The following is an 11,657-nucleotide window of genomic DNA, read 5'->3' as shown; positions in this document are numbered from 1 at the left end:
CCTCCGGTCGCCCGAGGCACGAGGGCGAAACCGACTGACGCAAGGTTTCGGATGACAAAGCCTCAGCCGCGGCTAGGGTGGCCGCACGTCGCCAGACCGGAGGAGATGCCGATGTCCAGCCCCTATCCCCTGATGCTCGCCCCCCTCGATCTGGGCTTCACCACCTTGAAGAACCGGGTCCTCATGGGCTCCATGCATTCGGGGCTGGAGGAGCGCGGCGACTGGCCGCGGGTGGCCGCCTATTACGCCGAACGGGCGCGGGGCGGCGTGGGTCTCATCGTCACCGGCGGCATGGCGCCCAACCCCGAGGGCGGGGTGTTTCCGGGCGCGGCCGGCCTCTACACGCCGCAGGACATCGCCAACCACCGGCTCGTGACCGATGCGGTCCATGCGGCGGGCGGCAAGATCGCCATGCAGATCCTGCACGCTGGGCGCTATGCCTATGGCAAGGATTGCGTCTCCTCTTCGGCGGTCAAATCGCCGATCAGCCCCTTCGTGCCGAAGGAGCTGGACGAGGAAGGCATCGAAAAGCAGATCGCCGATTTCGTCACCGCCGCGGTGCGCGCCCGCGAGGCCGGGTATGACGGTGTCGAGGTGATGGGGTCCGAGGGGTATTTCCTCAACCAGTTCCTCAGCCTGCACGTCAACCGCCGGACCGACCGCTGGGGCGGCAGCTACGAAAACCGGATGCGTCTGCCGGTCGATGTGGTGCGCCGGGTGCGCGAGGCCGTGGGCCCCGATTTCATCATCATCTATCGCATCTCGCTCTTGGATCTGGTGCCGAACGGCCAGAGCTTCGACGAGATCGTGCGGCTGGCGCAGGCCATCGAGGCCGCCGGGGCCACGATCCTCAACACCGGGATCGGCTGGCACGAGGCGCGGGTGCCGACCATCGCCACCTGCGTGCCGCGCGCGGGTTTCGCCTGGGTGACGAAGAAGCTGATGGGCAAGGTGGGGATCCCGCTGATCACCTCGAACCGGATCAACAACCCCGACACCGCCGAGCAGGTCCTGAAAGAGGGCTGCGCCGACATGATCTCGATGGCGCGGCCCTTCCTGGCCGATGCCGATTTCGTGGCCAAGGCAGCGGCGGGCAAGGCCGCCACCATCGCCCCCTGCATCGGCTGCAATCAGGCCTGCCTCGACCACACGTTCAGCGGCAAGATCTCGACCTGTCTGGTCAACCCGCGCGCCTGTCATGAGACGGAGCTCAATTACACCCCGACCGAAGCCCCGCAGCGGATCGCCGTCGTCGGCGCGGGTCCCGCCGGGCTGATGGCGGCGCTGGTCGCCGATCAGCGGGGCCACAAGGTGACGCTCTTCGAGAAGGACAGCGTGCTGGGCGGGCAGCTGAACATGGCCCGCGTCATCCCCGGCAAGGAGGAATTCCACGGGCTGGTGGGGTGGTTCGAGACGATGGTCGCGGCCTCGGGCATCGAGCTGCGTCTGGGCACCGAAGCGACGCCCGAGGCTTTGGCCCCCTTCGATCAGGTCATCGTCGCCACCGGCGTCTCTCCGCGCGATCCGGGCATCCCGGGCCAGGACGGCGCCAACGTGCTGAGCTACATCGACGTGTTGCGCGGCAAGGCGCCGGTCGGCCAGCGTGTCGCCGTGGTCGGCGCGGGCGGCATCGGCTTCGACGTCGCCGAATACGTCACGCACCAAGGCGTCTCGCCGACGCTCGACCCCGCGGAATGGCGCAAGGAATGGGGTGTGGGCGATCCGTCGGAGGTGCCCGGCGGGCTTCTGGAGCCCGAGCCCCCTGCCCCCGCCCGCGCCGTCACCCTTCTGCAACGCAAGGCCGAGAAGCCCGGCAAGCGGCTGGGCAAGACCACCGGCTGGATCCACCGCGCCAGCCTGCAGGCCCGCGACGTGAAGATGCTGGGCGGCGTCAGCTATGAGGCGATCACGCCCGAGGGGATGATCCTCGGCACGCCCAACGGCCCGCAGGAGCTGGCGGTCGATACCGTGATCCTCTGTGCAGGGCAGGAATCGAACCGCGGGCTCGCCGACCGGCTGGAAGCGGCGGGCAAAACCGTGCATGTGATCGGCGGGGCGGATCTGGCCGCCGAACTCGACGCCAAGCGGGCCATCGACCAGGGGGCGCGGCTGGCGGCGCAACTGTAAGGAAGTCGCATGGTCGTTGCGGCCGTTCTTGCCGGCCTGATCCCCAGCTTCCTGCTGGTGGCTCTGGGCGGCCTGGTGCGCAAGCGGCTGTCCGAGAATGCCTGGACCGGCCTCGACCGGCTGAATTTCGAGATCCTGTTTCCGGCGCTGCTGTTCACCGCCGCCGCCAGCCGCCCGATGGATCTGGGCCGGGTGGCGGTGATCGGCCCCTCGGTCTGGGCGATCCTGACGCTGGGGCTGGTCGCGGGCTATGCCGCGCGGCGCTTCGGGCCCGAGAGATTCCTCGATTTCGCGGGCAGCTGGCAGACGGCCTGGCGCTTCAACACGGCGATGGGCTTCGTCGCGGTCGGCACGCTGACGCTGGCCGATGCCGGGATGATGGCCGTCGTCGCGGGCATGGCGGTGCCGCTGGCCAATATCTTTGCCGTCTCGGCGCTGTCGCGGGGCGGCAACCTGGGGCTTTGGGCGACGGTCCGGCGGGTGGCGCTGAACCCGTTCCTGCTGGCCTCGGTCGCCGGTGTGCTGGTCGGCATCAGCGGCTGGACCCCGCCGGGGCTGATTCTGGCGCCGCTTCACCTGCTCGCGCAGGCGGCGATTCCCGTGGCGCTGCTGTCGGTGGGGGCGACGATGGATTGGCGGGCGCTGGGGCGGATGGATGCGTTCAGCGCGGTGCTGGTCGGCGTGAAGCTGCTGCTGTTGCCCGCGGTGACACTGGGAGCCTGCCTGCTGCTGGGCGCCGAGCCTGCGCTGGCGCAGGTGCTGACCATGTTCGCGGCCCTGCCGACGGCGTCGGCCGCGCATGTTCTGGCCTCGGCTTTCGGCGCCGACCGGATGCGGGCGGCCACAGTGGTGGCGCAATCGACGCTGCTGTCCGCGCTGACGCTGCCGCTGTGGATTTCGCTGGTTGAATTCTTGACCTGACGGACACAATCGCCACGCCGAGGCGAGACAATCCCGAAATATCGTGAAAATTGTTCTGAATTTCCAGACAATTGTCCCACCAATACCCCGGGTATGCCCAGATCGCGCCGCAATTGAGGTGTGTAACGGAAACATCGAAACAGTCTGGGTTACGGGTGAAGCATGGACCGTCTGACCGAAATGGAAGCCTTTGCCACGGTGGTCGACCAGGGGGGATTCACCGATGCGGCGCGGAAGATGGGGATCTCGAAATCCGCCGTCTCGAAGCACGTCTCGTCGCTGGAAGCGCGCCTCGGCGCCCGCCTTCTGAACCGCACCACGCGGCGGGTCAGCCCGACCGAGATCGGCCTCGTCTATTACGACCGCGCCCGGCGCGTGCTGAACGACGCGGGCGAAGCCGACAGCATCGTCACCGCCATGCAATCGGCGCCCTCGGGTGTGCTGCGCATGTCGGTCGCCACCGATTTCGGCGTCAGCCTGCTGTCGCCGGTGCTGGACGAATTCCTGACCGAGTTCCCGGAAATCAGCGTCAACATGGTGCTGAAGAACCGCTATGTGGAGCTGATCTCGGAAGGCTTCGACATGTCGATCCGGGTGGGCGAGATGGAGGACAGCTCGCTCCGCGCCCGCAAGATCACCGAGACGACGCAGCGCCTGATCGCCGCGCCGCGCTATTTCAAGGCCCATGGCCGGCCTGCCAAGATCGACGATCTGAACGAGCACCGGCTGTTGCATTATTCCAATCAGGCCAGCGCCAACGTCTGGAAGATCACCGCCCCCTCGGGCGAGGTGCGTCAGGTGCGCGGCACCGGCTGGCTGACGGTCAATGACGGGCAATCGCTGCTCAATGCCGCCGTGAAGGGCCTTGGCATCGCCTATCTGCCGAGCTTCCTTTACCACGATGCCATGGCGCAGGGCCTGGTCGAGGACGTGATCCCCGACCTGCCGCCGACCACGCTGGGCATCTATGCGGTCTATCCGCCCGGGCGCTTCACGCAGCCCAAGGTGCGGGCCTTCATCGATTTCCTGGTCGAGCGTTTCGCCGACAAGGGTCCCGATATCTGGTGAGTTTCCTGCTCTGACCTTGTTCCCTCAGGTCGGAGGATCGACTTGGCCGGCCGAAAGGCCGGCCATTTTTCTTGCCGCGGTCAGGGCCGCGTTGGCGCTTACTTCTTGCCGCCCTTGACCGGGGCGTCGCCGCCCTTGCCGGTGCCCAGGGGCGTCACCGAGCCCTTGTCGACGCTGCCGCCGCTCGCCGGGGTGAGGCCGCCGCTCGAGCCCTTCCCGCCCTTGATATCCTTGCTCATACCGTTGATTCCTTTGTGCTAATGGGTTCTCGCCGATCACGCGGACCGGGGCCGGTCGAAAGAAGGCCCGACCGCCTCAGCCTAGCGCAATCGGCGGGCGGGTCAAAAGCAAAGAGCGGCGGGGCAGAGAAAAGCCCCGGACCCCGCCACGCAAAAGCCCGGCACCTGGGGGGTGCCGGGCAGGTCATTCCTGAATCGCGGGCCTGCGCGTGACGCGCCCCCCGCATGGCCTCACTTCTTGCCGCCGGTGCCCTTGACGGGCGCCGCACCCTTGGCCGGTGCGCCCTTGGCCGGAGCCCCTTTGCCGGTGCCTTTGGGATCTGCCTTCTTGGTGTCAGCCATCTCCGCTCCTCCTGTGCGGAACCCCTCTGCCCGGCGGGGATATCCCGCACGGGGGGAGGGCATGGGCCGCAGCGCGGCCCGTGACACCGACGATATACCCGGCGCTGATTCCGTCAATAGATCCAGTACACTGAAGCCCCGCGCCCGGGGGAAATCCGCCGCCCCCTGCGCGCGCGCCTCAGGTCACGCGCAGATAGGCGGTGAGGCCGGTTTTCTGATGCTCGATCACATGGCAATGGAAGGCCCAATCGCCGGGATTGTCGGCCACCAGCGCCACCTCCATCGTCTCTTCGGCCAGCAGCATCGCGGTATCGACCCAATTGCCCGAGACCTCCCGCCGGTTCGAGCGCAGCGGCTTGAAGACCATGCCGTGCAGGTGGATCGGGTGGTCGTTGGGGCTCTCGTTCCTGAGTCTGAGGATATAGGTCCGCCCCAGCCGCAGCTCGGCCAAAGGCCCGGTGCCCGAGGCATCGCCCGGCCAGGCCACCCGGTTGATCGACCAGAACGTGTAGCCGAGCGAGCCGCAGAAGCCGTCATTGACCGGCGCATCGCTGGGCGACCAGCCGAAGACGAATTCCAGCACCTCGGCATCGGCGAGGTCGGGCTCGGGCAGCGGATTGGCGGCGAGGGGCGCAAGATCCCCCAGATCGTGGCCCAGATCCGCGCCGACGGCGCGCAGCCGCAGCAGCACCCGCGGCCCGCCCGGCTGGTCGTTCTGCAGCACCAGTTCCGCCCCCTCCTGCCCCGGCGCCCGGATCGCCAGATCGACCCGCTGGCCGCAGCCCAGCACGAGGGGCGCCTCGGGACCGGGCCAGAGCACCGGGTCGATCACCGGATGCCCGTCGAACGCGATCACCCGCCCCTCGGCCCCCGGCATCTGCAACCGGTAGACGCGGGTGGTGTCGGTCGCCGCCAACCTGAGCCGGACGAGGCCCCCGGCGGGCACGTCATAGACCGGCTCGGAGGTCCAATTCGCCGTCATCAGCGTCCCGAAGGTGCCGTTCCGCGCCGCGCCACGGGCGGTGTAGAGGTCGATGAACTGGCTGTCCTCGCCCAGCCGCCAGTCGCGCAGATTGACCGGCAGGTCGAGGTCGAAGCGCGGGTCTCGCTCATCCTCGACGATCAGGAGGCCGGTCAGGCCCTTGGCCATCTGCTCCATGGTGGTGCAATGCGGGTGATACCAGAAGGTCCCGGCATCCTGCGGCGTGAACTCATAGCTGTAGCGGTCGCCCTGCCCCAGCGGCACCTGGGTCAGGTAGGGCACGCCATCCATGACATTGGGCAGCCTGAGCCCGTGCCAATGCATCGAGGTATAGGCGTCGAGCGTGTTCAGCACCTCGGCCCGGAACGGCTGGCCCCGGCTGAGGCGCAGGACCGGCGGCGGGGCGTCGGGCGAAAGGCTGACCATGCCCTCGGTCGGGGTGGCCTCCAGCGCGTAGCGGGCATTCTGGATGGTCAGCGCCAGGGGCTCGGCCCGCGCCTGCCGCCAGGGGCCGAGACCGCCCAGCAGCGAGGCCGCGGCGAGGCCCGAGGTGGCGAGGAACTGACGGCGATGCATGAGGCTGCTCATGGCGCGACTCCCGGTGTTACCTGAGTCTTTCTATCAGAGTTGAGCGGCACGGCGAGATCCGCCGATGTCGCACCCCGGGGGACGGAGGGAGGGGGCTGTCTGCCCCCCTCTTGGCCTGCGGCTGTCCGGCCCGGCGCTTGCGCGCCGGGCGTAGGGACCTGACGACGCGCCACCGGCGCCGCGTCCGGGCGGCCCTCACCCCCGAGGATATTCGCAGCGCAAAGATGCGCGGTTTGACGATGGCGATCCCTCAGACGTCGAACTTCACGCCCTGCGCCAGCGGCAGGCTGGCCGAGTAGTTCACCGTATTGGTGGCGCGGCGCATGTAGCCCTTCCAGGCGTCCGAGCCCGATTCGCGGCCGCCGCCGGTTTCCTTCTCGCCGCCGAAGGCGCCGCCGATCTCGGCGCCCGAGGGGCCGATGTTGACATTGGCGATGCCGCAATCGGAACGCTGCAGGAAATCCTCGGCCTCACGCAGGTTGAGCGTGAAGATGCAGGACGACAGGCCCTGCGGGACGCCGTTCTGCAGCGCGATGGCTTCGTCCAGATCCTCGTAACCCATGACATAGAGGATCGGCGCAAAGGTTTCCTCGCGCACCACGGCGGTCTGCGCGGGCATTTCCACGATGGCCGGTTCGACATAGGCGCCGCCCTGCGGGGCATTGGTCGCGGCCTGCCCGCCGTGGACGGTGCCGCCCTGGGCCTTCGCCTGTTCCAGCGCCGCCTGCATGCGGGCCTGGGCGCCCGCGTCGATCAGCGGACCGACCAGCGTCGTGCCCTTGCGGGGATCGCCGACCGGCAGGCTGGCATAGGCGCGGGTCAGGCGTTCGACCAGCTGGTCGCGCACCGAATGATGGGCGATCAGGCGGCGCAGCGAGGTGCAGCGCTGGCCCGCCGTGCCGACGGCCGAGAAGACGATGGCGCGCACCGCCATGTCGAGGTCGGCGGAGGGCGCCACGATCATCGCGTTGTTGCCGCCGAGTTCCAAGATCGTCCGGCCGAAGCGCTTGGCCACTTCCGGCCCGACGATGCGGCCCATGCGGGTGGAGCCGGTGGCCGAGACGATCGGCACCTCGGGCGAGGCCGTCAGCGCCGCGCCCAGCTCGGCGCCGCCGATCACCACCTGCATCAGCCCCTCGGGCGCGTCGCCGAAGCGGGCCAGCGCCCGCTCGAAGATCTTGGCGCAGGCCAGCGCGGTCAGGGGCGTCTTTTCGGACGGCTTCCAGATCACCGGATCGCCGCAAACCAAGGCCAGCGCCGCGTTCCACGACCAGACGGCCACGGGGAAGTTGAAGGCGGTGATGACGGCGCAGGGGCCCATCGGATGCCAGGTCTCGCGCATCACATGGCCAGGGCGTTCCGAGGCGATGGTCAGCCCGTAGAGCTGGCGCGAGAGGCCGACGGCGAAGTCGCAGATGTCGATCATCTCCTGCACTTCGCCCAATCCCTCGGAAACGATCTTGCCCGCCTCCAGCGTGACCAACGCGCCCAGCGCCGCTTTCGAGGCCCTGAGTTCCTCGCCCAGCAGGCGGACGAGTTCGCCCCGGCGCGGGGCCGGAACCGACTTCCACGCGGCGAAGGCGGCTTGCGAGCGGGCGATCACGGCTTGCATCTCGGCGGCCGGGGTTTCGGCCAGACGGGCGATCTCGGCCCCGTCGATGGGGCTGTGGACGGCCAGCGTGCCGCCCGAGAGCGTGGCGGCATCGAGGCCGCAGGCGGCGAGGATCTCGGCGGCGGTGGACAGGTCGGTCATGGGAAATCTCCGGGTCTTTGCGGCCCGGAGGATAGGCGCCCGGGCGCCTGGGCGAAAGGGGTCACCGCTGGTCAGGGGCGATGCTGGCGAGGCGGTCGACCATCTCGGCGATCTGGGCGGCGCTCCAGGGCGAGTGGTGGCGGCGGGTCGCGGCGGGGTGATGGCCGAGCCCCAGCGCCTTACCCTCGCGGTGATTGCGGCGCGGGCGGATCGGGCGCGGCTGGAAATTGCCGCCGCAGGTCGGGCAGACGTTGTGCAGCACGTTCTCGGCGCAATCGGCGCAATAGGTGCATTCGTAGCTGCAGATCCAGGCCTCGGCCGCATCGGGCGGCAGGTCGCGGTCGCAGAGTTCGCAATTGGGGCGCAGGTCGAGCATGGGGCCTCCTTCTTCTGCCCCCTTGATGGCAGCGGACGGGCTTGGCAGAAATGACAAGATGCCCTCCGATTCCGCCACCATCGCCTTCCTGCTGTTTCCCGCGACCAAGCTGCTGGACGTGGCGGGGCCGTTGCAGGTTTTTGCCGATGCGCGGCCGGGCTACCGGGTGGTGTTGACCTCGGCCACCGGCGGGCGGATCGTCACCGATACCGGCGTGGCGCTGGAGACGATGGCGCTGGCCGGGGCCGGGCCGCTCGACACGCTGATCGTCTCGGGCGGGGATGCGGCGCGCGGCGCGGCGGCGGATCCAGTGCTGCAGGCGGCGCTGGCGCAGGCGGTGCCGGGTCTGCGGCGGCTGGGATCGGTCTGCGTCGGCGCCTTCGTGCTGGCGGCGGGCGGCTGGCTGGACGGGCGGCGGGCCGTGACGCATTGGGAATATTGCGACCGGCTGGCGGAAGGCTGGCCCGGCGTCACGGTCGAGGCCGACGCGATCTTCACCGAGGACCGGGGCGTCTGGACCTCGGCCGGGGTGACGGCGGGGATCGACATGGCGCTGGCGATGGTCGAGGCCGACCGAGGCCGGGCCGAGGCTTTGCGGCTGGCGCGCGACATGGTGCTCTATCTCAAGCGGCCCGGCGGGCAACGGCAGTTCAGCCAGCCACTGCGCCAACAGATGGCGGCGCGCGATGCCCGGTTCGAGGGGCTGACAACCTGGATCGCCGACCATCTGTCCGGGGACCTGTCGGTGCCGGTGCTGGCGGCGCGGGCGGGCATGTCCGAACGCAGTTTCGCCCGGGTCTTCCGGCAGGTGATGGGCCTGCCCCCGGCCCGCTATGTCGAGGAGATGCGGGTCGAAGCCGCGGCAGAGGCGCTGGCCCGGGGCGAGATCACCCGCAAGCAGGCGGTGGCCGCCTTTGGCTTCGGGCAAGAGGAACGCATGCGGCGGGCCTTTCACCGCTGCAAGGGGGTGGCGCCCGCCGATTGGATGGCACGGTTCGGCACGAAACCTTGAGCGCGAGGCCGCTTGTACCGTGGCCGCGAGCGCCTATTCTGGAGTTCCGTCCGCATGACGAAGAGGTCGCCGATGCTTGAGGTCCTTCTGTCCGGGGCCATGGCGCCCTTCACCGCCGCGCTGGGGCTGCTGCTGGGGCTGCTGGTGCTGGAACTGGTGATGGGGCTGATGGGGGGCTCGCTGCTGGGCGGCGGGGCCGAGGGGCTGGATGCGCCCGACATCGACGCGCCCGAAATCGACACACCTGAACTCGACCTGCCGGGAGCCGAGCTGGCCGACGTCGACGGCTTCGAACCCGCTTCGGCCGATCCGCCCGCAATTTCGGGCGTGGCCTCGATCCTCGGCCTCGGCCGGACGCCCTTCATGATCTGGCTCGCCTCGGCGCTGCTGGGCTTCGGCGCGGGCGGCATGGCGCTGCAGAGCCTGGCCGAGGGCCTGACCGGCAGCCCCCTGCCCGCCTGGCTGGCGGCAATCCCGGCGCTCGTGGCGGGCTGGGGCGTGGCGCGGGGCTTTGGCGGCGTCTTCGCCCGGCTGGTCCCCCGGGACGAGACGCAATCGGTCAGCGAGACGCAGCTGGGCCGCCGCCGGGGGGTCATCACCCAGGGCACCGCCGCGCGCGGCCGCCCGGCCGAGGTGCGGGTCACCGACCGCCACGGCAATCCCCATTACCTGCGCGCCGAACCGCTCGAGGATGCGGCCCAGCTGGTCCAGGGCACCGAGGTTCTGGTGCTGCGCGACCACCGGCGCGGCCTCTATCGGCTGATGCCGCTTGAATAAGTCCATCTCATTGAACGGAGTTCTTTCATGGCTTTCACAACCTTGCTGACGCTGGTCGGCGCTGTCCTGGTCTTCCTCCTGCTGCTGGCCCTGGTCCTGGGCCGCCTTTACCGCCGCGCCACGCGCGAGGTGAGCCTGGTCAAGACCGGGGCGGGCGGCAAACGGGTCATCATGGACGGCGGCACCATCGTCATCCCGCTGCTGCACGAGGTGAACCGGGTCAACATGAAGACCCTGCGGCTGGAGGTGAAGCGCGACAACGAGGCGGCGCTCATCACCAAGGACCGGATGCGGGTCGATGTCGGCGTGGAATTCTACGTCTCGGTCAGCCCCACCGACGAGGGGATCGCCCGCGCCGCCCAGACGCTGGGCGCGCGGACCTTCGACGTGGACCAGCTGCGCGAGATGATCGAGGGCAAGCTGATCGACGGCCTGCGCTCGGTCGCCGCGCGGATGACCATGGACGAGCTGCACGAAAGCCGGGCGGATTTCGTGCAGGAGGTGCAGAATGCGGTGTCCGAGGATCTGCTGAAGAACGGGCTGTCGCTGGAATCGGTCTCGCTGACGGCGCTGGACCAGACGCCCTTTGCCGCGCTGGACGAGAACAACGCCTTCAACGCGGTGGGCATGCGGCGGCTGGCCGAGGTGATCGCGCTGTCCAAGAAAGAGCGCGCCCAGATCGACGCCGAGGCCGAGGTCGCCGTACGCCGCGCGGCGATGGAGGCGCAGCGGCAGAAACTGTCGATCGAACACGACGAGGAACAGGCCCGCATCGAACAGGCGCAGCGCATCGCCACCCTGCGCGCCGCGCAGGAGGCGCAGATCGCCACCGACAACGAGAATTCGGCCCGCGAACGCGAGCGCGCCCGGATCGCCCGCGAAGAGGCCATCCGCTCGCGCGAGATCGAGCGCGAGCGCACGCTGCGCGAGGCCGAGATCGCCAAGGAGCGCGAGTTGGAAGTCGCCGATCAGGAGCGCCAGATCATCGTCGCCAAGAAATCCGAGGAGGAAAGCCGCGCCCGCGCCTCGGCCGATCTGGCGCGGGCCGAGGCGACCAAGGCGATGGAGGCGGTGACGACGGCGCGGCAGGTTGCCGAGGCCGAGCGCGTCAAGCAGATCGCCCTGATCGAGGCGCAGCGCGAGGCCGAGCGCGAGGCGACCCGCATCCGTCTGGCCGCGCAGGCCGAGAAGGACGCGGCCCAGGACCGGGCCGAGGCGCGGCGGGAGGAGGCGCGGGCGGATGCCGACGCCATCGCCATCCGCGCCGAGGCCAAGAAAGCCGACATGCTGGCCGAAGCCGAGGGCAAGCGGGCGATCACCGAGGCCGATAACGCCATCTCGCCCGCCATCGTGGCGATGAAGGTTGATCTGGCGCGGCTCGAGGCCTTCCCTGCGATCATGGCGCAGATGGTGAAGCCCGTGGAGAAGATCGACTCGATCAAGATCCATTACGTCGGCGGGCTGGGGGCCCC

The 11,657-nt window shown here is 69.3% G+C and carries 10 protein-coding genes; 6 read left to right on the top strand and 4 right to left on the bottom strand.

Annotation, left to right across the window (positions count from 1 at the left end; genetic code table 11):
• Positions 1-111 precede the first annotated feature (111 nt).
• The 3 genes from VDQ18_RS20110 (at position 112) to VDQ18_RS20100 (ending at position 4,116) form a co-directional block, all read left to right on the top strand.
• On the top strand, positions 112-2,127 hold the full coding sequence (locus VDQ18_RS20110) for an NADPH-dependent 2,4-dienoyl-CoA reductase (RefSeq protein WP_323022683.1): 2,016 nt from the start codon (positions 112-114) through the stop codon (positions 2,125-2,127).
• A 9-nt stretch (positions 2,128-2,136) separates the two neighbouring features.
• Positions 2,137-3,048 carry an AEC family transporter gene (locus VDQ18_RS20105; RefSeq protein ID WP_323022682.1) on the top strand — a complete coding sequence of 304 codons (912 nt, stop codon included), beginning with the start codon at positions 2,137-2,139 and terminating at the stop codon, positions 3,046-3,048.
• Between the two features lie 162 nt (positions 3,049-3,210).
• A complete protein-coding gene (locus VDQ18_RS20100; RefSeq protein ID WP_323022681.1) occupies positions 3,211-4,116 on the top strand; it encodes a LysR family transcriptional regulator in 906 nt (301 codons plus the stop codon).
• A gap of 98 nt (positions 4,117-4,214) precedes the next feature.
• On the opposite strand, the gene VDQ18_RS20095 is transcribed toward VDQ18_RS20100, so the two are convergent.
• The 4 genes from VDQ18_RS20095 to VDQ18_RS20080 all read right to left on the bottom strand — a co-directional run bounded on the left by VDQ18_RS20095 (position 4,215) and on the right by VDQ18_RS20080 (position 8,396).
• Positions 4,215-4,355 (bottom strand): hypothetical protein, encoded by a 141-nt coding sequence (locus tag VDQ18_RS20095; protein ID WP_157957965.1) that lies wholly within the window; start codon positions 4,353-4,355, stop codon positions 4,215-4,217.
• A 520-nt stretch (positions 4,356-4,875) separates the two neighbouring features.
• Positions 4,876-6,267, bottom strand: a complete 1,392-nt coding sequence (locus tag VDQ18_RS20090; protein WP_323022680.1) for a multicopper oxidase family protein — start codon at positions 6,265-6,267, stop codon at positions 4,876-4,878.
• 250 nt (positions 6,268-6,517) lie between these two features.
• A complete protein-coding gene (locus tag VDQ18_RS20085) occupies positions 6,518-8,020 on the bottom strand; it encodes an aldehyde dehydrogenase family protein (protein WP_323022679.1) in 1,503 nt (500 codons plus the stop codon).
• A 61-nt stretch (positions 8,021-8,081) separates the two neighbouring features.
• Positions 8,082-8,396: a DUF1272 domain-containing protein gene (locus tag VDQ18_RS20080; protein WP_323022678.1), complete on the bottom strand. Its 315-nt coding sequence runs from the start codon at positions 8,394-8,396 to the stop codon at positions 8,082-8,084.
• A 58-nt stretch (positions 8,397-8,454) separates the two neighbouring features.
• On the opposite strand from VDQ18_RS20080, the gene VDQ18_RS20075 reads away from it, so the two are divergent.
• The 3 genes from VDQ18_RS20075 to VDQ18_RS20065 all read left to right on the top strand — a co-directional run.
• Positions 8,455-9,408, top strand: coding sequence for a GlxA family transcriptional regulator (locus tag VDQ18_RS20075; RefSeq protein ID WP_323022677.1), 954 nt, complete (start codon positions 8,455-8,457; stop codon positions 9,406-9,408).
• Between the two features lie 72 nt (positions 9,409-9,480).
• Positions 9,481-10,185, top strand: coding sequence for an OB-fold-containig protein (locus VDQ18_RS20070; protein ID WP_323022676.1), 705 nt, complete (start codon positions 9,481-9,483; stop codon positions 10,183-10,185).
• Positions 10,186-10,212: 27 nt separating this feature from the next.
• Positions 10,213-11,657 (top strand): flotillin family protein (locus VDQ18_RS20065; protein ID WP_323022675.1); only part of this gene is annotated, 1,445 nt, incomplete at its 3' end.

This window comes from Pararhodobacter sp., assembly GCF_034676075.1.
In the GTDB taxonomy this organism is placed as follows: domain Bacteria; phylum Pseudomonadota; class Alphaproteobacteria; order Rhodobacterales; family Rhodobacteraceae; genus Pararhodobacter.
Note: the sequence above shows the minus strand (reverse complement) of the source record. Positions and strands in the feature narration are given on the sequence as shown.

Coding starts and splice junctions, on each gene's coding strand:
- VDQ18_RS20110 (WP_323022683.1), top strand. CDS start 112: ATGTCCAGCCCCTATCCCCTGATGCTCGCCCCCCTCGATCTGGGCTTC.
- VDQ18_RS20105 (WP_323022682.1), top strand. CDS start 2,137: ATGGTCGTTGCGGCCGTTCTTGCCGGCCTGATCCCCAGCTTCCTGCTG.
- VDQ18_RS20100 (WP_323022681.1), top strand. CDS start 3,211: ATGGACCGTCTGACCGAAATGGAAGCCTTTGCCACGGTGGTCGACCAG.
- VDQ18_RS20095 (WP_157957965.1), bottom strand. CDS start 4,355: ATGAGCAAGGATATCAAGGGCGGGAAGGGCTCGAGCGGCGGCCTCACC.
- VDQ18_RS20090 (WP_323022680.1), bottom strand. CDS start 6,267: ATGAGCAGCCTCATGCATCGCCGTCAGTTCCTCGCCACCTCGGGCCTC.
- VDQ18_RS20085 (WP_323022679.1), bottom strand. CDS start 8,020: ATGACCGACCTGTCCACCGCCGCCGAGATCCTCGCCGCCTGCGGCCTC.
- VDQ18_RS20080 (WP_323022678.1), bottom strand. CDS start 8,396: ATGCTCGACCTGCGCCCCAATTGCGAACTCTGCGACCGCGACCTGCCG.
- VDQ18_RS20075 (WP_323022677.1), top strand. CDS start 8,455: ATGCCCTCCGATTCCGCCACCATCGCCTTCCTGCTGTTTCCCGCGACC.
- VDQ18_RS20070 (WP_323022676.1), top strand. CDS start 9,481: ATGCTTGAGGTCCTTCTGTCCGGGGCCATGGCGCCCTTCACCGCCGCG.